The sequence below is a fragment of the Lelliottia nimipressuralis genome, from assembly GCF_041464075.1.
In the GTDB taxonomy this organism is placed as follows: Bacteria; Pseudomonadota; Gammaproteobacteria; order Enterobacterales; family Enterobacteriaceae; genus Enterobacter; species Enterobacter nimipressuralis.
The window spans coordinates 2,506,550-2,530,149 of record NZ_CP167172.1; the positions used below are offsets into that span (position 1 = coordinate 2,506,550).

Below are 23,600 nucleotides of genomic sequence, written 5' to 3' on the forward strand. Positions count from 1 at the left end.
GGCGACATAATAAAGGGATAAAAACCGCGCTGAAGATACGCTTTTTATCAGCATACTTCACCAGAAATCTGCGCCAAAACGCTATGATTTTCATGTGTTATGTATTTGTGTAAGCAATGATAGTTTTGATTCCATTACTTTTGTAATTATTTAACACTTGATATGATTGTGCGAAATACCCTTGCTGAAAGGTATCAGCTTCGGTGTAAATTGATTTAGATCATGTTTTTCGTACTCAGAAGTGAGTAATCTGGGTGACATCAAAAGGGAGAGAAAGAAACAAAAAGGGATGATGCTAAAGTCAGGCTCTTTTAGTAAGTTAGTGCAAAGCGTTAACAGTAAACGAGACTAAACCTTTGTTTTACTGTGTGTTAAGCAAGTACTGGCACCTCGTCTATAATGTTGTCGTATCGAGCGCTGGTTTACTAAAAGAGTTTAAACATTATCAGGAGAGCATTATGGCTGTTACTAATATCGCTGAACTGAACGCACTCGTCGAGCGCGTCAAAAAAGCCCAGCGTGAATATGCCAATTTCACCCAAGAACAGGTTGATAAAATCTTCCGCGCCGCCGCACTGGCTGCTGCAGATGCTCGAATCCCTCTCGCTAAAATGGCCGTTGCCGAATCCGGTATGGGTATCGTAGAAGATAAAGTGATCAAGAACCACTTTGCTTCTGAGTATATCTACAACGCCTATAAAGATGAGAAAACCTGTGGCGTGCTGGCTGAAGACCACACCTTCGGTACCATCACCATTGCAGAACCTATCGGTATCATTTGCGGTATCGTTCCGACAACTAACCCGACTTCTACCGCGATCTTCAAATCTCTGATCAGCCTGAAGACGCGTAACGCCATCATCTTCTCCCCACACCCACGTGCTAAAGATGCGACTAACAAAGCCGCTGACATCGTACTGCAGGCAGCCATCGCTGCGGGTGCACCAAAAGATCTGATCGGCTGGATTGACCAACCTTCTGTTGAACTGTCAAACGCACTGATGCATCACCCGGACATTAACCTGATCCTGGCGACCGGTGGCCCAGGCATGGTTAAAGCAGCATACAGCTCTGGTAAACCAGCAATCGGCGTAGGCGCAGGTAACACCCCTGTTGTTATCGACGAAACGGCTGATATCAAACGTGCTGTTGCTTCTGTCCTGATGTCCAAAACCTTCGATAACGGCGTTATCTGTGCTTCTGAGCAGTCCGTTGTTGTGGTTGATTCTGTCTATGATGCGGTGCGCGAGCGCTTCGCAAGCCACGGCGGCTACCTGCTGCAGGGCAAAGAGCTGAAAGCGGTTCAGGACATCATCCTGAAAAATGGCGCACTGAACGCCGCCATCGTTGGTCAGCCAGCATACAAAATCGCTGAACTCGCAGGTTTCACCGTACCCGCTACCACTAAGATCCTGATCGGTGAAGTGAAAGTGGTTGATGAAAGCGAACCTTTCGCACACGAAAAACTGTCCCCTACTCTGGCGATGTACCGTGCGAAAGACTTCGAAGACGCTGTGGTCAAAGCAGAGAAACTGGTGGCAATGGGCGGTATCGGTCATACCTCTTGTCTGTACACTGACCAGGACAACCAGCCAGAACGTGTGAAATTCTTCGGCGACAAAATGAAGACCGCACGTATTCTGATTAACACCCCGGCTTCTCAGGGTGGTATCGGTGACCTGTACAACTTCAAACTCGCGCCTTCCCTGACTCTGGGTTGTGGTTCATGGGGTGGTAACTCCATCTCTGAAAACGTTGGTCCTAAGCACCTGATCAACAAGAAAACCGTTGCTAAGCGAGCTGAAAACATGTTGTGGCATAAACTTCCGAAATCTATCTACTTCCGCCGTGGCTCTCTGCCAATCGCGCTGGATGAAGTGATTACTGATGGCCACAAACGTGCGCTCATCGTGACTGACCGTTTCCTGTTCAACAACGGCTATGCAGACCAGATCACCTCCGTTCTGAAAGCGGCTGGCGTTGAGACTGAAGTCTTCTTCGAAGTAGAAGCTGACCCAACCCTCACCGTTGTTCGTAAAGGTGCGGAACTGGCGAACTCCTTCAAACCAGACGTGATCATCGCACTCGGTGGCGGTTCCCCAATGGATGCCGCGAAAATCATGTGGGTTATGTACGAGCACCCAGAAACGCACTTCGAAGAGCTGGCGCTGCGCTTTATGGACATCCGTAAACGTATCTACAAGTTCCCGAAAATGGGTGTGAAAGCGAAAATGATCGCCGTCACCACCACTTCTGGTACCGGTTCTGAAGTGACTCCGTTTGCGGTTGTTACCGACGACGCAACCGGCCAGAAATACCCACTGGCTGACTACGCGCTGACTCCAGACATGGCTATCGTAGATGCCAACCTGGTCATGGATATGCCGAAATCACTGTGTGCATTCGGTGGTCTGGATGCAGTAACTCACGCCCTGGAAGCTTACGTTTCTGTACTGGCATCTGAGTTCTCTGACGGTCAGGCACTGCAGGCTCTGAAACTGCTGAAAGAAAACCTGCCAGCGTCTTACAACGAAGGGTCTAAAAACCCGGTTGCTCGTGAGCGTGTGCACAATGCCGCGACTATCGCAGGTATCGCGTTTGCTAACGCCTTCCTGGGTGTATGTCACTCCATGGCGCACAAGCTGGGCTCTCAGTTCCACATTCCTCACGGTCTGGCGAACGCCCTGCTGATTTCCAACGTTATCCGCTATAACGCGAATGACAACCCAACCAAGCAGACTGCATTCAGCCAGTACGACCGCCCAATGGCTCGTCGTCGCTACGCTGAAATCGCAGACCACCTGGGTCTGAGCGCTCCTGGTGACCGTACCGCTGCGAAGATCGAGAAACTGCTGGCATGGCTGGACAGCATCAAAGCTGAACTAGGTATTCCTAAGTCAATCCGTGAAGCGGGCGTTCAGGAAGCTGACTTCCTGGCACACGTTGACAAGCTGTCTGAAGATGCCTTCGATGACCAGTGTACTGGTGCGAACCCGCGCTACCCACTGATCTCCGAGCTGAAACAGATTCTGCTGGATACCTACTACGGCCGTGAGTTCCACGAAGACAACGCTGTTGCAGTGAAAACTGAAGCACCTGTTGTTCTTAAAGCTGACAAGAAAGTGAAGAAAAACGCTTAATTGCTTAGCCCAATAAAAAACCCGCCTCGGCGGGTTTTTTTATGTCTGATGATTACTCTACAGACAAAGGGGAATAAGCTGTTATCGGCGAGAATCTTCCTGAATTGCCGTCAGTGAGCCGACAACCAGCGCTTCTTTATAATGCTTGCGGCATACCGAGATATAACGCTCATTGCCACCAATCACCACCTGCTCCCCTTCTGCGTAAGGTTTCCCTTCCTGATCAAGACGAAGCACCATACTGGCTTTACGGCCACAGAAACAGATAGTTTTCAGTTCCACCAGCTTATCTGACCACGCCAGTAAATACTGGCTACCAATAAACAGCTCTCCGCGGAAATCGGTGCGTAAACCATAGCAAAGCACGGGAATATCCAGCTGATCGACCACTTCAGATAACGCATGGACTTGCTCGCGGGTCAGGAACTGGCTCTCGTCCACCAGAACGCAATGTACCGGCTTCTGCGCGTGTTCTGTGCCGATATCTTTTAGCAGGTCAGTCTCTTTATTAAACAGCGTTGCAGGCGACGACAGGCCGATACGCGAGCTCACCTTTCCGGCACCAAAGCGATCGTCAATCTCGGCGGTGTAGACGATAGCGCGCATACCCCTTTCTTGATAGTTATAAGCCGACTGTAGGAGCGCCGTCGACTTCCCTGCATTCATTGCGGAATAGTAAAAATAAAGTTGTGCCATTGGTCGTTAAACCCTAATCAATGTGTAATATTCCCGATGGTTGATTGTACCCTATTTTTCCCCCTTTCTCAGCGACGCTACGCACAGACTCAGCCTGAGAAGTAAAGTCATGTTCCGGACGAAAAGAGAAAATAGCATGTTAAAACAGGCAGTAATCACACCTGGACGTCATAAACCCTGACATTTCAACTTAAGCAAATCCTGATTTTTATAGTGGAATCAGCCGGCTTTAAAATTCAGTATTTATTAACTATCGGTGCGGTTAAACGGCTTTATGGGAGTAATACAAAAGGTTGATATTTATCCGGGGTAACTATAAGCGGTTAGAGATTTGTCACAAAACTAAACACTCTGGCCATCAGTTTATCCCATTAGCAGGGATATCAAATCCGTCTTTGGCGTAATGAAATTTAAGTTAGCGTCATTAATAATAGCGCCAGATATTAACTCTTTTTTGAATTCCTTACATTCCGACCTATTGCACATCTGAAATTATCACTCTATTATTAGGACAACAAACCAACCCAATATAAGTTTGAGATTACTACAATGAGCGAAGCACTTAAAATTCTGAACAACATCCGTACTCTTCGTGCGCAGGCAAGAGAATGCACCCTCGAAACGCTGGAAGAAATGCTGGAAAAATTAGAAGTTGTTGTAAACGAACGTCGTGAAGAAGAAAGCGCAGCTGCTGCTGAAATCGAAGAACGCACTCGTAAACTGCAGCAATATCGCGAAATGCTGATTGCAGATGGTATCGATCCAAACGAATTACTGAACAGCATGGCTGCTGCTAAGACCGGTACTAAAGCTAAACGCGCTGCTCGCCCGGCTAAATATAGCTACGTTGACGAGAACGGCGAAACTAAAACCTGGACTGGCCAGGGCCGTACCCCAGCTGTAATCAAGAAAGCCATGGATGAGCAAGGCAAACAACTGGACGATTTCCTGATCAAGGATTAATCACCCCGCCTTCAGAAAAATCCCGTTTATACGGGATTTTTTATGCCTGTAATTTACCGCCGAGATATCTTCTTACACCCCGTCATATAGCCACATCTATTAGTGCCAACTTCCTTACATACCCTCGGTGCCGGTATCAGGCATAAAAAAACCGGTGGAGTAAGACTCACACCGGTTTCGACCGTCACAGGGGGCAGATTAGTTTTTAATACCCATGGTCTCTTTCAGCCAGGCTTTAAATTCTTCGCCCAGTGAGTTATGGCGAATACCATATTCAACGAAAGCCTGCATATAACCGAGTTTATTACCGCAGTCATGGCTCTTGCCTTTCATGTGGTAGGCTTCAACGGTCTCTTTTTCGATCAGCATATCAATGCCATCGGTCAGCTGGATTTCGTCGCCGGCACCCGGAGGGGTTTTCGCCAGCAGTGGCCAAATCTCTGCGCTCAGCACATAGCGACCAACGACCGCGAGGTTAGACGGCGCCACATCGGCTTTTGGCTTCTCAACCACACCGACCATTGGCACGCTCTCACCTGGCTTCAGATCAACGCCTTTGCAGTCCACAACACCATACGCAGTCACGTCTTCAACAGGCTCTACCATGATCTGGCTGCTGCCGGTTTCGTCAAAGCGACGAATCATATCAGCGAGGTTGTCCTGAGAGAGGTCTGATTCGAACTCATCGAGAATCACGTCTGGCAGAATAACCGCGACCGGCTCATCACCGACAACCGGATGCGCGCACAGCACAGCGTGTCCCAGGCCCTTAGCCAGCCCCTGACGCACCTGCATGATGGTCACGTGAGGTGGGCAGATTGACTGAACTTCTTCCAGCAGCTGACGTTTAACGCGTTTTTCCAGCATGGCTTCAAGTTCAAAACTGGTATCGAAATGGTTTTCGATAGAGTTTTTGGACGAATGGGTCACCAGCACAATTTCTGTAATACCGGCAGCAATACATTCATTGACGACATACTGGATTAATGGCTTATCGACCAAAGGCAGCATTTCTTTCGGAATTGCCTTTGTGGCCGGTAGCATCCTGGTTCCCAATCCCGCTACCGGGATAACGGCCTTTGTAACTTTCGAATTTAGGGCAGCCATTGAAATCTCCTGAACTGTTCAAGTTTTGAACTTTATGCATTGAATAACGCGACAAGTATATCAGTCTCGTTCAGTAAACCGGGTCTGAAAAGGGCACGTTACCCATCAATTAGGATAAATACGTATCAAACTGGCAGTGATAGTAGCACTGCCGTTAAAACGAAGGTAAAGCTATCTGACGAATAAAATTCAACTGCTTATTCCGTGGACAACATTAAGCGTAAACGCCCACCTGCTCCCCAAATTTGACACTGCCAGGACGCACAGCGGTGACTTATTTGATTAAGATAAGTCGTACCTAGCGTACCTAATGGAACACCATTGCTGACCTGAATATGATGCTCACCGGTATTCAACGTGGCGTTTAGACCCGCAGAGACCAGAATGAGATTTTTTAATTCGCTATGGTAATAACCGACTAACAGCGGAAACTGTCCCGGCAAATTGGCCTGACGGAAAAGATGGTTCACCTGTTTCAGCAATGCCCCTAATTCAGGAAGTCGTTGCCCCTGATGGGAGAGCTGTTCTTGTAACAAACCGTTAAATAATGCCCGCAATAATAATGCCGCTAATACCCCGTTATCACCCGCTCTCGTCACATCGAGGCAATAAAATGCCAGGTCAACATCCGATAACGGTGCAATATCAAGCACCAGGCCGTGCTGATCTGCGGCAACAAGTTGTCGATAGTTAATTCTGCAATGCGATATATTCTGCTGAACCGGTGGCTGAAGTTCTTGTAAAAGCTTAGCAGCAGCATGGGGATTACTGACCAGCGCATCCCAGTCCTGGAAAAGGCGCTCTTCTTCCTCAACGCGGGAATTAAACATATTCGGATAGAGGCAGGCAAAAACCGTTTCCCGCAGACGGTTCAAATCTTTTACCGGCTTCAGGAGGACATCCTGCACGCCGAGACGCAGCGCTTTGGCGATGTCGGCCATATTCTCGGTCGCGGAGATCACAAGGATTGGCGTCTGATCACCTTCATTGCGCAGATGCTCCACCAGTTTAAGCCCGTTCATGCGCGGCATCGCGATATCACAAATCATCAGATCGAGCTTGGCTGACGCCATTTTTTCCAGCGCATCCACCCCATCAACGGCCAGTATGGTCGTTGCGCCCAGCGAACTTAACCACGAATCCATCAGCGAACGGAAAACGGGCTCGTCTTCGACTATCAGAATCTGTTTTCCTGCCAATGGCTGTGTCATGGTCTCTCCTCTGGCAGACGATAAATCAATAGTGGCATGCTATTGGTACTACCGCCTGTCAGATTTTGCTGAAGTCTTCAAAAAAGGGCTAAGCTGTCGCTCGCACCAAAGGTAACAGTTCGTCCATTTTTTTCTCAACAGCCAGTGCTCCGGCGGCGATCGCCGCATCTGCGCGATGGAAGTCGAGTGTTGATATTTGCGGACAGAATGGCTGAATCAGAATATCCGGAGGATCACCCGCCATTCGATTTCGCTTCAGGCGATTCTCCAGTACCTGAATAGAAGTGGTCATGATCTCCATTGCCGTCGGCGCGGAGACCATCCGGCGCGTCGTTGCACGCCCTAAACGCTCACGCAGGCGCTTATGCCAGGCCAGCTTTTCGTTTTCCGTTTCGTCGTTCTGGAGATTCACCGGCATTAAATCTTGTTGCATCAGGTGGGCGTCATGCTGCAAATCGACGGCGATAACAATATCAGCGCCCATCGCGCGGGTCAGCGAGATCGGTATGGGATTGACTACGCCGCCATCCACCAGCCAGTAGCCATTATGAGGAACCGGTGCCATCAGGCCAGGAATACTGCAGGACGCACGGACGGCAAGGTGGATATCACCCTCGGTGAACCAAATTTCCCTTCCCGTGCTGAGATTGGTTGCCACGGCGCCAAAGGGCATCTGGCAATGGTTGAAGTCATCCAATGGCATGATTTGGCGGAACTGGTTAAACACGCGCTCACCGCGCAGCAGGCCGCCGCGTTGCCATGAAAGATCCATCAGGCGCAGTACGTCCCAGTAGCTAAAGGAACGCACCCACGTTTCGAGTTCCGGCATTTTACCGCACGCGTAGGCGGCACCCACCAGCGAACCAATTGAACACCCTGCTACAAGATCAACATCGACACCCAGTCGTTTTAGCGCGTTAATCACGCCAATGTGCGACCAGCCCCGGGCTGCACCTGATCCCAGCGCCAGACCAATTTTTACCTTTCTCATTAGCCCTGTTTGACTTCCCCTGGATTCCTAACGTAGCGTCATCGCTACTGCTCAGTTAACATAGTGCCACCTGGGCGTTTAAACGCCGTGACTTTTTTATTCCAGGAAGAGAATTGTGTCTCAACTCTGCCCCTGTGGTAGCGCCCTCGAGTATAGCCTATGTTGCCAGCGATATCTTTCTGGCAACCAGGTTGCACCCGATCCATCACACCTAATGCGCTCCCGGTATGCTGCTTTTGTGATCAAAGACGCAGACTACCTGATTAAAACCTGGCACCCCTCGTGCCACGCCGCTGACTTCCGCCAGGAAATTGAAGCTGGATTTGCTAATACGCAATGGCTCGGCCTGACGCAGTATGAAACCGCCCCCGGCAGCACGCCCAATGAAGGTTTTGTCAGCTTTGTTGCCCGATTTATCGAGCACAATAAACCTGGCGCCATCATCGAACGCTCCCGGTTCATACTGGAGGGCGGACAGTGGTACTATATTGATGGTACTCGTCCGCAGTTTGGTCGTAACGACCCCTGCCCCTGCGGTTCAGGTAAAAAATTTAAAAAGTGTTGCGGGCAATACGCCTGACCACAAATAACAAGCAAACACTCAACAGGATTTCCTCGCGATGCAATCATTACAACGCAAAATACTGCGTACCATTTGCCCGGACCAGAAGGGTTTGATCGCCCGTATTACCAACATTTGTTACAAGCATGAACTGAATATCGTGCAGAACAACGAATTTGTAGATCACCGCACCGGTCGCTTCTTTATGCGCACCGAACTGGAAGGGATCTTCAACGACACCACCCTGCTCGCCGATCTCGACGGCGCGTTACCGGAAAACTCCATCCGTGAACTGACCCCAGCCGGGCGTCGTCGCGTGGTGATTCTGGTCACCAAAGAGGCCCACTGCCTGGGCGATCTATTGATGAAAGCCAATTACGGTGGTCTGGACGTCGAAATTGCCGCGGTAATCGGCAACCACGATACCCTGCGCACTCTGGTTGAGCGTTTTGATATTCCGTTCGAGCTGGTGAGCCATGAAGGCCACACCCGCGAAGAGCACGACGATCTGATGGCTCAGGCCATCGAAGCGCACAACCCGGACTACGTGGTGCTGGCGAAGTACATGCGCGTGTTGACGCCGTCATTCGTTTCCCGCTTCCCGAATAAGATCATCAACATTCACCACTCGTTCCTGCCGGCGTTTATTGGTGCGCGTCCTTATCACCAGGCCTACGAGCGTGGTGTGAAGATCATCGGTGCAACCGCCCACTATGTAAACGACAACCTGGACGAAGGCCCGATCATCATGCAGGACGTGATTCACGTCGATCACACCTACACGGCGGAAGACATGATGCGTGCCGGACGCGACGTCGAGAAGAACGTGTTAAGCCGCGCGCTGTATCAGGTACTCGCCCAACGCGTCTTCGTTTACGGCAACAGAACGATTATTCTTTAATCCTTTGTGAAATGAATTGATTAGCTTTGCGCCTTTACGGGTAAAAAGCAGACAAACGAATCGTTTTCATCAAAGGAATGCTTTACAGGGGCGCGTCATTTGATATGATGCGCCCCGCTTCCAGCAGGAAGCAGGCCAGTAAAAGCATTACCCCGTGGTGGGGTTCCCGAGCGGCCAAAGGGAGCAGACTGTAAATCTGCCGTCATCGACTTCGAAGGTTCGAATCCTTCCCCCACCACCATCTCAACGCTCAAGCATTATACCCCTGGCGGGGTTCCCGAGCGGCCAAAGGGAGCAGACTGTAAATCTGCCGTCATCGACTTCGAAGGTTCGAATCCTTCCCCCGCCACCATCTCGAAGACCAAATCACAACTTTTCTGTTCGCACAATATTTCATATTCCCATTGGGGAAGGATGAGAAGCTTCGACTAAGGTTCGATTCGAGCGTAGCGAGAAAGCGTTGCCGAAGGCAACGACCCGAAGGGCGAAGCGCAACGCGCTGAGTCATCCTTCCCCCGCCACCATTTCTCAGACCAAATCCCAACTTTTTTGTTCGCGCAATATTTCCTATTTCCGTCCACCTTTCTTCCTCTTGTAAATATCTACTTGGTTTTGCGCATTAGTTTTTCTCTCGTGAAGATTCGTTTCTATAAACAAAAAAACCCCGCCGAAGCAGGGTTTTGTTCATTCAGCATGTGCCGCTTAGCGACGTGCGCGAACGATCTGATATCTACGCGTCAGATACTCGACCGGCACGCTCCAGATATGCACCAGGCGCGAGAACGGGAACAGCACGAACAGCGTCATACCCAGCACCAGATGCATGCGGAAGATAAACGCCACACCATCCAGATGCGCGGACGCCCCGCCGTGGAAGGTCACCACAGACTGCGCCCAGCCAACCAGTTTCATCATTTCGCTGCCGTCCATATGTTGGGCAGAGAAAGGAATCGTCGCCAGACCCAGGGCGCACTGAATCACCAGCACAGCCATCACCAGAATATCAGCAGCTGTCGTGGTCGCACGGATGCGAGGGCTGAACAGACGGCGTTTGAGGAGCAGCAAACCGCCCACCAGACACATCAGGCCCGCAGCACCGCCGCCAAACATCGCCATTTTCTGTTTCACGTCCAGCGGCAGCCAGGCTTCATACATCCAGTGCGGTGTCAGCATCCCGAAGGCATGGCCTGCAATCACACCCAGAATTCCGATGTGGAACAGGTTAGACGCCAGGTTCATCCCTTTGCGATCCAGCATCTGGCTGGAGCCTGCACGCCAGGTGTACTGGCCGTAGTCGTAGCGCAGCCAGCTGCCCACCAGGAACACGGTACCCGCAATGTAAGGATAGATATCGAAGAAGAACATATTCAGGAAGTGCATTATTGCTGTCCTCCGTTAGAGATATTCAAATATTGCGGGGCGACAGCTCCGGCAAAACGACGCTGGTGAGCCGAGATTTCTGACTCGCCACAGTTCTGGTCAGCAAGGAATTTCACCTGCTCTTCTTCCCAGACCGCATCCAGCGCCTGTGGGGTATCATCGCGCGCTTCATCGGCGATTTTCTCCGCCACTTTATCGCTGTCGATGGCGGTATTCGCCAGTTTCACCAGCAGATCGAACAGCACCGCATAGCGGCTTTCACGCTGCTTCAGGCGCGCACTTAACAACGCCAGAATCGGCGCGATGTCCTGCAAACCGCCCAGCGCCTCTTCACGCGGCAGCTGAGCCAGATATTCCAGGTACAGCGGGAGATGATCCGGCAGTTCGCGGCTGTCTAACTGCAAGCCCTGAGCTTCGTACTGCGCCATCAGGTCAACCATCGCCTGACCACGATCGCGGGATTCACCGTGAACGTGTTCGAACAGCAGCAGCGAAGTCGCACGGCCACGGTCGAACAGCTGGCTGTAGTCAGACTGCGCATCCAGCTGATCCTGAGTGAGTAAATCGCGCAGGAAAATACCCAGCGCCTGTGCATCTTCTTTATCCAGATTTTCTGATGACGCGAGTGCATCAAAGAGTTCCTGCTGATGCTGCCACAGGGCAGCATCAGGGTACTCGAGCAGACGCGAAACAATGACGAGTTCAATCATTGGTGCGGCTCCGTTTTGCTGGTCACATCCATCGCATCAATGCGACGGCTGTTAAACAGGTTGAATTTGCTGTCTGAACCGTGGCAACCGTCGCCAAAGGTAAAGCCACAACCGCTCTTTTCCGGGAAGGCTTCACGCGCCAGCTCACGGTGGCTGCTCGGCACCACGAAACGATCTTCGTAGTTCGCAATCGCCAGATAGCGGTACATCTCCTGCGCCTGGGCTTCGCTTAAACCTACCTCTTCCAGCGCGCGGGTATCGATCACACCCTCGACCGTTTCCGCACGTTTGAAATGACGCATCGCCAGCATACGTTTCAGAGCCAGCAGCACCGGCTGGGTATCGCCTGCGGTGAGCAGGTTCGCCAGGTACTGAACCGGGATACGCAGACTTTCCACGTCCGGTAAAATACCGTTGCTGCCCAGCTCACCCGCATCGGCAGCGGACTGAATCGGTGACAGCGGCGGCACGTACCAGACCATCGGCAGCGTGCGATATTCCGGGTGCAGCGGCAGGGCCAGCTTCCAGTCCATCGCCATTTTGTAGACCGGCGACTGCTGTGCGGCGTCAATCACGCTCTGCGGGATACCGTCTTTCAGCGCCTGCTCGATCACTTTTGGATCGTTAGGATCGAGGAACACGTCCAGCTGACGCTGATAGAGATCTTTCTCGTTCTCGGTGCTTGCGGCGGTCTCAATCGCATCCGCGTCATACAGCAGCACGCCCAGATAACGAATACGGCCTACGCAGCTTTCAGAACAGACGGTCGGCATACCCGCTTCGATACGCGGATAACAGAAGATGCACTTCTCGGACTTCCCGCTCTTCCAGTTGAAGTAGATCTTTTTGTACGGACAACCGGTAATGCACATCCGCCAGCCGCGGCACTTGTCCTGGTCGATCAGGACGATGCCGTCCTCTTCACGTTTATAGATCGCACCGCTCGGACAGGTCGCCACACACGCCGGGTTAAGGCAGTGTTCGCACAGACGCGGCAGATACATCATGAAGGTGTTTTCGAACTGACCGTACATCGCCTTCTGCATGTTTTCGAAGTTCTGATCTTTCGACAGTTTCTCGAATTCGCCGCCCAGATCGTCTTCCCAGTTCGGACCTTTACTGATTTTGTCCATACGCTGGCCGGTGATCAGTGAACGCGGACGGGCAATCGGCTGATGTTTCCCTTCTGGCGCGTTGTGCAGATTCTGGTAGTCAAAATCAAACGGCTCGTAGTAATCGTCGATGCCCGGCAGGTGCGGGTTAGCGAAGATTTTACCCAGCAGCAGCGCTTTGTTACCCATGCGCGGCACCAGTTTGCCGTTGATCTTGCGGATCCAGCCGCCCTTCCATTTCTCCTGGTTTTCCCAGTCGGTCGGGAAACCGGTGCCCGGCTTGGTTTCTACGTTGTTAAACCACGCGTATTCCGCGCCTTCGCGGCTGGTCCAGACGTTTTTACAGGTGACTGAACAGGTATGACAGCCGATGCATTTATCCAGATTCAGCACCATGCCGACTTGTGAACGAATTTTCATTTTACGCTCTCCTGTACCTGGTCATTACCTTCCCCATCTAACCAGTCAATATTCTTCATCTTACGCACCACCACGAACTCATCGCGGTTGGAGCCGACCGTACCGTAGTAGTTAAAGCTGTACGCCAGTTGCGCATAGCCGCCGATCATGTGGGTCGGTTTAGGCGTGATACGCGTCACCGAGTTATGGATACCGCCGCGCTGCTGGGTGATTTCAGAACCCGGCAGGTTCACGATACGTTCCTGCGCGTGGTACATCATGGTCATCCCGGCTGGCACACGCTGGCTAACCACCGCACGTGCCGTCAGCGCACCGTTGCTGTTGAACACTTCAATCCAGTCGTTATCCACGATGCCCAGATCTTTGGCATCCACTTCGCTCATCCAGACGATTGGCCCACCGCGACCTAAAGTCAGCATCAGCAGGTTGTCGCTATAGGTGGAGTGGATACCCCACTTCTGGTGCGGCGTCAGGAAGTTCAGCGCTTTTTCCGGGTTACCGTTGGATTTCTCGCCCATCACCTCTTTCACCGAACGGGTGTCGATTGGCGGACGGTAAACCAGCAGGCTTTCACCGAAATCACGCATCCACTGGTGGTCCTGATACAGGGACTGACGGCCGGTAAGGGTACGCCACGGGATCAGCTCGTGAACGTTGGTATACCCGGCGTTATAGGACACATGCTCATCTTCCAGACCAGACCAGGTCGGGCTGGAGATAATTTTGCGCGGCTGGGCCTGAATATCGCGGAAGCGGATTTTCTCGTCTTCTTTATTCAGCGCCAGATGCGTGTGGTCACGACCGGTAAACTCGCTGAGTGCAGCCCAGGCTTTTACCGCCACCTGACCGTTGGTTTCCGGTGCGAGAGTCAGGATCATCTCTGCCGCATCAATCGCCGTGTTCAGCATTGGCTGGCCTTTCGCCGGGCCGTCCGCTTTGGTGTAATTGAGCTTACGCAGCAGATCCATTTCGCTCTGGGTGTTCCAGGCGATGCCTTTCCCGCCGTTACCGATTTTCTCCATCAGCGGGCCGATAGAGGTAAAGCGCTCGTAGGTGGCAGGATAATCACGCTCCACCGGAATGATGTGCGGCGCGGTTTTACCTGGGATCAGGTCGCATTCGCCTTTTTTCCAGTCCTTCACATCCAGCGGCTGCGCCAGTTCGGCGGCGGAGTCGTGCTGGATGGGCAGAGTCACTACGTCGGTTTCCACACCCAGGTGGCCTACGCACACTTCTGAGAACTTTTTGGCGATGCCTTTGTAGATTTCCCAGTCGCTTTTGGAATCCCACGCCGGGTCAACGGCCGCAGACAGCGGGTGAATAAACGGATGCATATCCGACGTATTCATGTCGTCTTTTTCGTACCAGGTTGCCGTCGGCAGCACGATATCGGAGTAGAGACAGGTACTGGAGAGACGGAAGTCCAGCGTCACCACCAGATCCAGCTTGCCGTCGAGACCGTTGTCTTTCCACTCGACTTCTTCGGGTTTCACGCCGCCCTGTTTGCCCAGATCTTTACCCTGAATACCGTGGTCAGTGCCCAGCAGGTACTTCAGCATGTATTCGTGGCCTTTACCGGACGAACCGAGCAGGTTCGAACGCCAGATAAACAGGTTACGCGGATGGTTTTTGCCGTTTTCAGGCTGTTCCGCCGCAAAGCGAAGCGAGCCGTCTTTCAGGGATTTCACGGTGTAATCGACCGGTGACATGCCGGCTTTTTTCGCTTCTTCTGCGATGCGCAGCGGGTTAGTGCCCAGCTGTGGCGCAGAGGGCAGCCAGCCCATGCGTTCTGCACGCACGTTGAAGTCGATGAGATGTCCGGTATAGCGGGATTTATCCGCCATTGGCGACAGCAACTCCTGCGCGGTCACGGTTTCGTAACGCCACTGGCTGGAGTGGTTATAGAAATAGGAGGTGCTGTTCATGTGACGTGCCGGACGCTGCCAGTCGAGGCCAAACGCCAGCGGCTGCCAGCCGGTCTGTGGACGCAGTTTTTCCTGGCCCACGTAGTGTGCCCAGCCGCCGCCGCTCTGACCGATACAGCCGCAGAACACCAGCATATTGATCAGGCCACGATAGTTCATATCGAGGTGATACCAGTGGTTCAGGCCCGCGCCGACGATAATCATCGAACGACCGTGGGTTTTGTCAGCGTTGTCGGCGAATTCACGCGCGATACGGGTGATTTGTGCACGTGGCACGCCCGTCACCTGCTCTGCCCACGCCGGGGTATACGCTTTGATATCGTCGTAGCTGGTTGCGCAGTTTTCGTCGTTCAGACCGCGTTCCAGACCGTAGTTGGCCATCGTCAGATCGTAAACGGTGGTCACCAGCGCGGTCGATCCGTCAGCCAGTTTCAGACGTTTCACCGGCAGTTTGTGCAGCAGGATGTTTTCCAGCTCCACTTTCTTGAAGTGTTCAGAACCTTCGCCGCCGAAGTACGGGAATCCGACTTCCGCGATATCGTCCTGGCTGCCCAGCATACTGAGGCGCAGTTCGGTCTCATCACCGGTGGTCGCGTTACGTTGCTCGAGGTTCCATTTGCCTTTTTCACCCCAACGGAAACCGATGGAGCCGTTCGGCGCGACCATATCCCCTTCATTGTTGAAGGCGACGGTTTTCCATTCCGGGTTATTTTCCTGGCCCAGCGCATCCACCAGATCCGCCGCACGCAGCATACGACCCGCTGCGTAGTAGCCGTCGCGCTCTTCGAGCATCACCAGCATTGGCATGTCAGTGTAGCGACGCACATAGTCGGTGAAATACTGGCTTGGTTTGTCGAGGTGGAATTCACGCAGCATGACGTGACCCATCGCCAGCGCCATCGCGGCATCGGTACCCTGTTTCGGCGCTAGCCACAGATCGCACAGTTTTGCGATTTCGGCGTAGTCCGGCGTTACGGCAACGGTTTTGGTGCCTTTGTAACGTACTTCAGTGAAGAAGTGGGCGTCCGGAGTACGGGTCTGCGGCACGTTAGAGCCCCAGGCGATGATATAGCTGGAGTTGTACCAGTCCGCGGATTCAGGAACGTCAGTCTGTTCGCCCCAGGTCTGCGGAGAGGCTGGCGGTAAGTCACAGTACCAGTCGTAGAAGCTCAGGCAGGTCCCGCCGATGAGAGACAGGTAGCGCGCGCCCGAGGCGTAAGAGACCATCGACATCGCCGGAATTGGCGAGAAGCCTGCCACGCGGTCCGGGCCGTAGGTTTTAACGGTGTAGACGTTGGAGGCCGCAATCAGCTCGTTCACTTCCTGCCAGGAGGAACGAACAAAACCGCCGCGCCCACGCGCCTGTTTAAAGCTTTTCGCTTTATCAGCATCTTCAATAATGGAGGCCCAGGCATCAACCGGATCGCTGTGCTGAACTTTCGCTTCACGCCACATCTTCATCAGGCGTTTACGCATCAGCGGGTATTTCAGACGGTTAGCGCTGTACAGATACCAGGAGTAGCTCGCACCACGCGGGCAGCCGCGCGGTTCATGGTTGGGCATATCCGGGCGGGTACGCGGATAGTCGGTCTGCTGCATTTCCCAGGTGACCAGACCGTTCTTAACGAAGATCTTCCAGCTGCAGGAACCGGTGCAGTTTACACCGTGTGTAGAACGAACGACTTTATCGTGCTGCCAACGTTGACGGTATCCATCTTCCCAGTCCCGGTTGGTTTCCAGAACCTGACCGTGCCCATCGGCAAAGGTCTCGCCCTTCTGCTTGAAGTAGCGAAACCGGTCCAAAAATTTGCTCATCGGGTATCTCCTGTGTGGAGCCTGTGGCTCTCTAAATCGACATTGCTGATTTGCAGCGAAGGTAACGCTATGAAAGATGGCGGGAATTGATAACGATCAAGGCGAGCGGGCTCTGTAACGCAGGGTATTAGGGCGAATACCACCAAAGCGGTAGAAAAATTAATTTTTTAACTATCTGTTATTTATAGATATTTTATATTTATCCTCCTTATGGCCCCGCTTTTTTTAACATCTTAGGTATTAAGGGGTAGATACCGCTGCAAGGCGATGGCGATCACAGTGTTAGCCCGGCTCCCGTTTCTACACCCAACAAGTATGTTGTAACTAAATGCAGGATAAAAAAAACGCGGCACTGAGGCCGCGTAAACGGATAATCAAACTTACTTATTTTTCTTAGTATTCCGGCCGTATACCAGCCACGTGATCACCACGCAGGCGACATAGAAAATAAGGAAGACTTTCATCGCACCCGCCGGGGAGCCGGTCAGCTCCAGAGAGATGCCGAATGATTTCGGGATAAAGAAGCCACCGATCGCGCCAATCGCTGAGATAAAGCCCAGTGCCGCTGCGGTGTCGGTTGCAGCTTCACGCATCGCGCGCTCTTCAGTACCGCCCTGCGCTTTCACACGATCCATGGTCAGCTTACGGAAGATCACGGAGATCATCTGGAAGGTCGAAGCACTCCCCAGACCGGCCGTCAGGAACAGTCCCATGAACACCGCGAAGAACGCGATAAAGTTACCGCCCTGGCCGTTGGTTGGCAGCGTCAGGAACAGCAACGCACAGAAAACCGCCATCAGGACAAAGTTCACCAGCGTGACGCGAGTCCCGCCCAGACGGTCGGAAATCATCCCGCCGGTAGAGCGTGCCAGAGCGCCGATAAACGGACCGAAGAAGGCAAAATGCAGGATCTGCACGTCCGGGAACTGGGTTTTCGACAGCATCGCAAAACCTGCGGAGAAGCCGATAAAGGAGCCAAAGGTCGCCAGATACAGCAGCGCCATGATCCACAGGTGGGCGCGTTTCAGAACCGGCAGCTGCTCACTCAGCGACGCTTTAGACGCGGACAGATCGTTCATAAAGAACCAGGCCGCCAGCGTGAAGACCACCAGGAAAGGCACCCAAATCCAGGCCGCGTTTTCCAGGAACAGTTTAGAACCGTCTGCTTGTTCCACGCCGGTGCCGCCGAAGACAGCAAAGATAGACATGGAGATCGCCAGCGGCGCGATCAACTGCATCACGCTCACGCCCATATTCCCGAGCCCGCCGTTAATACCCAGCGCGCCGCCCTGCTTTTGTTTCGGGAAGAAGAAGCTGATGTTTGCCATGCTGGAGGCAAAGTTAGCCCCTGCAAAACCGCACAGCAGCGCGATGATGACAAACACGCTGAATGGAGTAGACGTATCCTGCACCGCAAAACCCAGCCACACGCAAGGGATGATCATGATACCGGTGCTGAACGCCGTCCAGCGACGACCACCAAACAGCGGAACCATGAACGCGTAAGGAACACGTAGCAGCGCGCCGGATAGCGCAGGTAACGCGGTCAGCATAAACAGCTGATCGGTCGTGAAGTTAAAGCCTACTTTCGGCAGGTTCACCGCCACAGCACTGAACAGCATCCAGACACAGAATGCCAACAACAAACACGGAACAGAAATCCACAGATTACGACTTGCTACACGTTGACCACGCTGTTGCCAGAACGCCGGATCTTCCGGATGCCATTCTGTTATAACAGCTCCGGATGCCCTTTCCGGGGCGGATGAGTGACTCATAGACACCTCTGATTATCGAATGATGCTGCAAACATTAGGGTTTTAAGCAGGCGGTAAGTTGATATAAATCAAAGGAAAAGTTGACTGTCAGACGCTCAAAAAAACGCCATGACTCTTAGTGAGTAGATGATTTCGTCAAAAAAGGTGTGGTTTTTTAACGGCGCTGACGGTTTGCCGGTCCCCCCTCCCCCTGGCCATTACCCCTGCGGCAATTTAGGAGTAATCCTTTGTTGGTATGGGTATACTCCAGGGTATGCATGAAAATAGCGCCATTCCTGGAGGCAGGCAAAATCAGGAGCCCGGCAAACCCATGTTAAAACGACTCTTCTCTCCGCTGACGCTGGTTAACCAGCTAGCCCTTATCGTGTTGCTGTCCACCGCTATTGGTGTGACCGGCATGGCGATCTCTGGCTGGCTGGTACAGGGCGTTCAGGGTAGCGCGCATGCCATTAACGAGGCAGGCTCCCTGCGTATGCAGAGTTATCGCCTGCTGGCGGCAGTGCCGCTGACGGCGGAAGACAAGCCCCTGCTGGATGAGATGGAGCGTACCGCATTTAGCCCGGAACTGGAAATCGCCGCCCGTCGCGATGGTCAGACAAAACAGCTTAACGCGCTGCAGGGCTACTGGCACAGTCAGCTCAAACCCGGACTGCAGCAAGCGCACAGTCCTGATACGGTGGCCGGAGATGTGGCGAGTTTTGTGGCGCGCATCGACACGCTGGTCTCCTCTTTCGACTCCTCCACCGAAATGCGTATTGAGCGCGTGGTCACAGTCCACGGCGTGATGGCTGTTTTTATGGCGCTGCTGCTGGTGTTTACCATCGTCTGGCTGCGCGCTCGCCTGCTCTATCCCTGGAAGCAACTGCTGGCCGTGGCCCGCGCCGTCACTCAGCGTGATTTCACCCAGCGCGCGCACATCAGCGGACGCAATGAAATGGCGATGCTCGGTCAGGCGCTGAATGATATGTCCGGCGAGCTGGCCGAAAGCTACGCGGTACTGGAAAAACGCGTACAGGAAAAAACCGCCGGGCTGGAGCAAAAAAACGAAATCCTCTCGTTCTTGTGGCAGGCGAATCGACGCCTGCACTCTCAGGTTCCGCTCTGCGAGCGCCTCTCCCCGGTGCTTAACGGCCTGCAAAATCTGACCCTGCTGCATGACATTGAACTTCGGGTCTATGACGTTGAAGACGAAGAGAACCATCAGGAATTCACCTGTCAGTCGGATATGACCTGCGATGACAAAGGGTGCCACCTGTGCCCGCGCGGGTTACCAACGCCCGCCAGCAGCGGCACAACCCTGAAATGGCGTCTCGCGGACAACCACACTCAGTACGGCATTTTGCTGGCCACGCTGCCGACCGGCCGCCATTTGAGCCACGATCAGCAGCAACTGGTCGATACGTTGGTCGAGCAGCTCACGGCGACGCTGGCGCTGGATCGCCATCAGGAAAAGCAGCAGCAACTGATCGTCATGGAGGAGCGCGCGACCATTGCCCGCGAGCTGCATGACTCAATAGCCCAGTCGCTCTCCTGTATCAAAATGCAGGTCAGCTGCCTGCAAATGCAGGACGATGCCCTGCCACCCACCAGCAAAGAATTATTGAGTCAGATTCGCAACGAGCTGAACACCTCCTGGGTGCAGCTGCGCGAACTGCTGACCACCTTCCGTTTACAGCTCAACGAGCCCGGTTTACGCCCGGCGTTAGAGTCGAGCTGTCTGGAATTTAGCGCCCGGCTGGGCTTCCCGGTGAAGCTGGACTACCAGCTGCCGCCGCGTTTTGTCCCTTCCCATCAGGCCATTCATCTGCTGCAAATCGCCCGCGAAGCCCTGAGCAATGCGCTCAAGCACGCCGATGCGACGGCAGTGACGGTGACCGTTACGCACCATGATAATCAGGTGAAACTGACGGTTCTGGATAACGGCCGCGGCGTGCCGGAAAACGCTGAACGCACCAACCACTATGGGTTAATTATTATGCGAGACCGCGCGCAAAGCCTGCGCGGGGATTGCCAGGTTCGCCGGGGAGAGTCTGGCGGCACTGAAGTCGTAGTGACCTTTATTCCCGAAAAGCCTCTAATCACTTCCGAAGGAGAAAACCATGACTAATCAGGAACCGGCAACCATCCTGTTGATCGACGATCATCCGATGCTGCGCACCGGCGTAAAACAACTTGTCAGCATGGCGGCAGATATCACCGTCGTGGGCGAAGCCAGCAACGGCGAACAGGGTATTGAACTTGCCGAGTCACTCGATCCTGATTTGATCCTGCTCGATCTCAATATGCCGGGCATGAACGGCCTGGAAACCCTGGATAAACTGCGCGAAAAGTCCCTCTCCGGGCGCATCGTGGTGTTCAGCGTTTCCAACCATGAAGAAGATGTCGTCACCGCGCTAAAACGCGGCGCAGATGGCTATCTGCTCAAAGATATGGAGCCGGAAGATCTGCTGAAAGCCCTGCAACAGGCCGCCGCAGGTGAAATGGTACTGAGTGAAGCCTTAACGCCGGTGCTCGCCGCCAGCCTGCGCGCCAACCGCGCGACGTCCGACCGCGATGTGAGCCAGCTGACTCCGCGCGAGCGCGACATCCTGAAGCTGATTGCTCAGGGCCTGCCGAACAAAATGATCGCCCGTCGTCTGGATATCACGGAAAGTACGGTCAAAGTGCACGTCAAACATATGCTCAAGAAAATGAAGCTCAAGTCGCGTGTTGAAGCAGCCGTCTGGGTTCATCAGGAGCGTATTTTCTAGTTTTATTCGTCCGGCAGCAGTTTCCATCTCGGATCGTCATCCGGCACTGCCAGCAGCGGTGGCGACAGAGAGAGCGTGATCTCATTGGAAGAGACACGCTGCCCGTCTTCATCCTCGACCACCACCGACAGCCGCCAGCGGTTCGTCGCGCCTTCGCGGTCATCCCAGGCCGGAAGTATCACACTCCAGCCATCGCTGCTGCTCGCATTCGGTGGTGAAGTCAGACTTAACGCCTGCGTATCGCCCTGCCAGTGAAGACGACGCACCCCATGGGTACTGCGGATCTGCAGTTTCAGATTCACGGTTTCACCCGGATGCAAATCCCACGGCGGCGTCGCCAGATAGACCGACAGCGTCTTGCGCTGGCGGAACTCCATCACCGGCAGGCTGGACCGATCCGGCGAATCGTAGCGACTTCCGCGCAGGGAGCGCGTAGCCGCCACTTCATCCGATGAGAGCTGTTTTTTCAGCGGAACGCCAAAGCGATAGTTGAGTTTCATGCCAAGATTATTCTGGCTGACGCCGCTCTCGCCCTGCTTGTGCGCCGCCGAAAACGTCAGAAGTGGCACAGGCGTGTAATCCAGCCCGAGGTTTACCGCCATCGGGTTGTGATACCCGGTGCCGCTGCGAAACAGATCGACGTTATCACCGAAATATTGCTCGAAACTGACGCTGGTATTGAAATGATGAAAGTACGGCAGCCAGGCTTTGGCCGTCACGTCATAGCCCCGCGCCATCCGCTGCTCCTGCACGTCGGAGCTGTCGCGCCAGCTGGCGAACGGCTGGTAGTAGTTTGCCGATAAGCGCAGGTTTTCGCCCCAGGCTTCGGCACCCAGCCCGGCGCGCTGTAAATTCTCATCCAGCAAATTATCGTAAAAGGTGTTGTAGCCCAGCAGCCATTTCCCCGCGACCCAGCGCTGGCCGATGCCCGCGTTACTCACCAGCCCATCGGTTTGCTGCGTCAGCCCGAGCTGGCTCCAGCTCAGATAGCGGTTGTTGTCCTGCCAGGGAATAAACCACCTGCCGCTGCTGCCGGTAAATTTGCCGTCGTCATCCACCAGCAAATCGACGCTGGCATTACCCCAGGGCGACAGCCAGGACTCGATCTGCTGATTCACTTCCCCGCTGACGACGTCGCGCACCTGACCGAATGCAAACTGGCGCGCCTGCTCACCGGTGGTCAGGCCGTTGTCGGTCATGCTTGCTTCACCGAAGGCTTTCGCCATCTCCGCCAGATGTTTTTCACTCTCACCGGAGGGTTGAGCCAACCCGAGATCCGGCAGGCCATCACCGTTGTTATCAAAGGGGTTTTTCGCCTGATCTTCAAATGAACGGGAGGCAGCCGAAACGGCTCCGGCCGGAATAAGGAGGAGTAACAGCAGCGCGCGAATGTGTGGTGAAGCCATCATGAATGTCGTAACTGTGATCCAGATCGCAAGATAATACAGTGCTAACCTTAACGCGTTCCGGACATTTTTGCAGCCTTAAGGGCAATTTCAGGAATATCCCGAAAGGCTGGCTTTACACTCCACCGCGTACCGTTTTACCGGCGCGCACAGCCAGATGTTTAACCCACCGCGCTCGCGCGGTAGCATATGCGCAAGACCGCTAATGCTGTTCCCCCTTCGATGGCACCGGGTGGCCCGCCATTGAAATTCGTCATGCTTACTCTGCGGGGTCAATGTTATCCCGTGGACTAAGCCCTATCCGTGCCTTATTGCACTGAGGAGTTACCATGCAGAAAATTGTGATCGTCGCCAACGGCGCGGCCTACGGCAGTGAATCCCTGTTCAACAGCCTGCGCCTCGCCATCGCCCTGCGCGATCAGGAGAGCGAACTGGAGCTGCGTCTGTTTCTGATGTCCGATGCCGTCACCGCCGGGCTGAAAGGGCAAAAACCGGCAGAGGGCTATAACATTCAGCAGATGCTTGAGATCCTCACCGCCCAGAATGTGCCCGTGAAACTGTGTAAGACCTGCACCGACGGGCGTGGGATCACCGCCCTGCCGCTGATTGACGGCGTTGAGATTGGCACCCTGGTGGAACTGGCGCAGTGGACCCTGTCCGCCGATAAAGTATTAACTTTTTAATAATAAACCCGTAAACATATTTTTTACTTATGGACGCGGTTGCACCATCA

At 53.6% G+C, this 23,600-nt stretch carries 17 protein-coding genes, 2 tRNA genes and 1 other RNA gene; 10 read left to right on the forward strand and 10 right to left on the reverse strand.

The window, feature by feature from the left end:
• Nucleotides 1–458: 458 nt before the first annotated feature.
• Complete coding sequence (adhE, locus tag ACB496_RS11915; RefSeq protein ID WP_100779936.1) at nt 459–3,140, forward strand: bifunctional acetaldehyde-CoA/alcohol dehydrogenase; 2,682 nt, start codon at nt 459–461, stop codon at nt 3,138–3,140.
• Between the two features lie 81 nt (nt 3,141–3,221).
• On the opposite strand, the gene tdk is transcribed toward adhE, so the two are convergent.
• Complete coding sequence (gene tdk / locus ACB496_RS11920) at nt 3,222–3,836, reverse strand: thymidine kinase (RefSeq protein WP_371972624.1); 615 nt, start codon at nt 3,834–3,836, stop codon at nt 3,222–3,224.
• A 549-nt stretch (nt 3,837–4,385) separates the two neighbouring features.
• Between tdk and hns the strand changes: the two genes are divergently transcribed.
• Nucleotides 4,386–4,799, forward strand: coding sequence for a histone-like nucleoid-structuring protein H-NS (gene hns / locus ACB496_RS11925; protein ID WP_008502781.1), 414 nt, complete (start codon nt 4,386–4,388; stop codon nt 4,797–4,799).
• Between the two features lie 198 nt (nt 4,800–4,997).
• Here the strand turns inward: hns and galU are convergent, their stop codons facing one another.
• The 3 genes from galU to rssA all read right to left on the reverse strand — a co-directional run bounded on the left by galU (nt 4,998) and on the right by rssA (nt 8,108).
• Entirely contained in the window at nt 4,998–5,906 is a 909-nt protein-coding gene (gene galU / locus ACB496_RS11930) for a UTP--glucose-1-phosphate uridylyltransferase GalU (RefSeq protein ID WP_100779934.1), read from the reverse strand.
• 197 nt (nt 5,907–6,103) lie between these two features.
• Nucleotides 6,104–7,117: a two-component system response regulator RssB gene (gene rssB, locus ACB496_RS11935; RefSeq protein WP_371972625.1), complete on the reverse strand. Its 1,014-nt coding sequence runs from the start codon at nt 7,115–7,117 to the stop codon at nt 6,104–6,106.
• Between the two features lie 88 nt (nt 7,118–7,205).
• Nucleotides 7,206–8,108: a patatin-like phospholipase RssA gene (rssA, locus tag ACB496_RS11940; protein ID WP_100779932.1), complete on the reverse strand. Its 903-nt coding sequence runs from the start codon at nt 8,106–8,108 to the stop codon at nt 7,206–7,208.
• Between the two features lie 115 nt (nt 8,109–8,223).
• On the opposite strand from rssA, the gene ACB496_RS11945 reads away from it, so the two are divergent.
• From ACB496_RS11945 to ACB496_RS11965, 5 genes are all read left to right on the forward strand, one after another.
• Nucleotides 8,224–8,688 carry a YchJ family protein gene (locus ACB496_RS11945; RefSeq protein ID WP_371972626.1) on the forward strand — a complete coding sequence of 155 codons (465 nt, stop codon included), beginning with the start codon at nt 8,224–8,226 and terminating at the stop codon, nt 8,686–8,688.
• Between the two features lie 40 nt (nt 8,689–8,728).
• Entirely contained in the window at nt 8,729–9,571 is an 843-nt protein-coding gene (gene purU, locus ACB496_RS11950) for a formyltetrahydrofolate deformylase (protein ID WP_100779930.1), read from the forward strand.
• A 156-nt stretch (nt 9,572–9,727) separates the two neighbouring features.
• Nucleotides 9,728–9,812: transfer RNA gene (locus tag ACB496_RS11955), tRNA-Tyr, on the forward strand.
• Nucleotides 9,813–9,838: 26 nt separating this feature from the next.
• A tRNA-Tyr gene (locus ACB496_RS11960) sits at nt 9,839–9,923 on the forward strand.
• Between the two features lie 41 nt (nt 9,924–9,964).
• Nucleotides 9,965–10,095, forward strand: a non-coding RNA gene (locus tag ACB496_RS11965) — RtT sRNA.
• Nucleotides 10,096–10,273: 178 nt separating this feature from the next.
• On the opposite strand, the gene narI is transcribed toward ACB496_RS11965, so the two are convergent.
• From narI to ACB496_RS11990, 5 genes are all read right to left on the reverse strand, one after another.
• Entirely contained in the window at nt 10,274–10,951 is a 678-nt protein-coding gene (gene narI, locus ACB496_RS11970) for a respiratory nitrate reductase subunit gamma (RefSeq protein WP_123427704.1), read from the reverse strand.
• Nucleotides 10,951–11,661: a nitrate reductase molybdenum cofactor assembly chaperone gene (gene narJ / locus ACB496_RS11975; RefSeq protein ID WP_129035394.1), complete on the reverse strand. Its 711-nt coding sequence runs from the start codon at nt 11,659–11,661 to the stop codon at nt 10,951–10,953. The genes narI and narJ overlap by 1 nt, the downstream gene beginning before the upstream one ends.
• Nucleotides 11,658–13,193: a nitrate reductase subunit beta gene (gene narH, locus ACB496_RS11980; RefSeq protein ID WP_102103888.1), complete on the reverse strand. Its 1,536-nt coding sequence runs from the start codon at nt 13,191–13,193 to the stop codon at nt 11,658–11,660. Before narH ends, narJ begins: the two co-directional genes overlap by 4 nt.
• The gene (locus ACB496_RS11985) at nt 13,190–16,933 is read right to left on the reverse strand and encodes a nitrate reductase subunit alpha (protein ID WP_371972628.1); all 3,744 of its coding nucleotides are present in this window, start codon (nt 16,931–16,933) and stop codon (nt 13,190–13,192) included. The genes narH and ACB496_RS11985 overlap by 4 nt, the downstream gene beginning before the upstream one ends.
• Before the next feature lie 380 nt (nt 16,934–17,313).
• Nucleotides 17,314–18,711 (reverse strand): NarK family nitrate/nitrite MFS transporter, encoded by a 1,398-nt coding sequence (locus ACB496_RS11990; RefSeq protein WP_371972629.1) that lies wholly within the window; start codon nt 18,709–18,711, stop codon nt 17,314–17,316.
• Nucleotides 18,712–19,021: 310 nt separating this feature from the next.
• Here ACB496_RS11990 and narX point away from each other — a divergent pair, with 310 nt between their 5' ends.
• Together narX and narL are read left to right on the forward strand one after the other, a co-directional pair.
• Nucleotides 19,022–20,818 (forward strand): nitrate/nitrite two-component system sensor histidine kinase NarX, encoded by a 1,797-nt coding sequence (narX, locus tag ACB496_RS11995; RefSeq protein ID WP_371972631.1) that lies wholly within the window; start codon nt 19,022–19,024, stop codon nt 20,816–20,818.
• Nucleotides 20,811–21,461: a two-component system response regulator NarL gene (gene narL / locus ACB496_RS12000; RefSeq protein WP_100779923.1), complete on the forward strand. Its 651-nt coding sequence runs from the start codon at nt 20,811–20,813 to the stop codon at nt 21,459–21,461. Before narX ends, narL begins: the two co-directional genes overlap by 8 nt.
• Nucleotides 21,462–21,463: 2 nt before the next feature.
• Here narL and ACB496_RS12005 read toward each other — a convergent pair whose 3' ends face one another.
• Nucleotides 21,464–22,870 carry a YchO/YchP family invasin gene (locus tag ACB496_RS12005; RefSeq protein ID WP_371972632.1) on the reverse strand — a complete coding sequence of 469 codons (1,407 nt, stop codon included), beginning with the start codon at nt 22,868–22,870 and terminating at the stop codon, nt 21,464–21,466.
• A gap of 326 nt (nt 22,871–23,196) precedes the next feature.
• On the opposite strand from ACB496_RS12005, the gene ACB496_RS12010 reads away from it, so the two are divergent.
• Entirely contained in the window at nt 23,197–23,550 is a 354-nt protein-coding gene (locus ACB496_RS12010; RefSeq protein WP_100779921.1) for a DsrE/DsrF/TusD sulfur relay family protein, read from the forward strand.
• Nucleotides 23,551–23,600: the final 50 nt, after the last annotated feature.

Coding starts and splice junctions, on each gene's coding strand:
- narL (WP_100779923.1), top strand. CDS start 20,811: ATGACTAATCAGGAACCGGCAACCATCCTGTTGATCGACGATCATCCG.
- rssA (WP_100779932.1), bottom strand. CDS start 8,108: ATGAGAAAGGTAAAAATTGGTCTGGCGCTGGGATCAGGTGCAGCCCGG.
- ACB496_RS12010 (WP_100779921.1), top strand. CDS start 23,197: ATGCAGAAAATTGTGATCGTCGCCAACGGCGCGGCCTACGGCAGTGAA.
- narH (WP_102103888.1), bottom strand. CDS start 13,193: ATGAAAATTCGTTCACAAGTCGGCATGGTGCTGAATCTGGATAAATGC.
- tdk (WP_371972624.1), bottom strand. CDS start 3,836: ATGGCACAACTTTATTTTTACTATTCCGCAATGAATGCAGGGAAGTCG.
- galU (WP_100779934.1), bottom strand. CDS start 5,906: ATGGCTGCCCTAAATTCGAAAGTTACAAAGGCCGTTATCCCGGTAGCG.
- narX (WP_371972631.1), top strand. CDS start 19,022: ATGTTAAAACGACTCTTCTCTCCGCTGACGCTGGTTAACCAGCTAGCC.
- narJ (WP_129035394.1), bottom strand. CDS start 11,661: ATGATTGAACTCGTCATTGTTTCGCGTCTGCTCGAGTACCCTGATGCT.
- adhE (WP_100779936.1), top strand. CDS start 459: ATGGCTGTTACTAATATCGCTGAACTGAACGCACTCGTCGAGCGCGTC.
- narI (WP_123427704.1), bottom strand. CDS start 10,951: ATGCACTTCCTGAATATGTTCTTCTTCGATATCTATCCTTACATTGCG.
- ACB496_RS12005 (WP_371972632.1), bottom strand. CDS start 22,870: ATGATGGCTTCACCACACATTCGCGCGCTGCTGTTACTCCTCCTTATT.
- purU (WP_100779930.1), top strand. CDS start 8,729: ATGCAATCATTACAACGCAAAATACTGCGTACCATTTGCCCGGACCAG.
- hns (WP_008502781.1), top strand. CDS start 4,386: ATGAGCGAAGCACTTAAAATTCTGAACAACATCCGTACTCTTCGTGCG.
- ACB496_RS11990 (WP_371972629.1), bottom strand. CDS start 18,711: ATGAGTCACTCATCCGCCCCGGAAAGGGCATCCGGAGCTGTTATAACA.
- ACB496_RS11985 (WP_371972628.1), bottom strand. CDS start 16,933: ATGAGCAAATTTTTGGACCGGTTTCGCTACTTCAAGCAGAAGGGCGAG.
- rssB (WP_371972625.1), bottom strand. CDS start 7,117: ATGACACAGCCATTGGCAGGAAAACAGATTCTGATAGTCGAAGACGAG.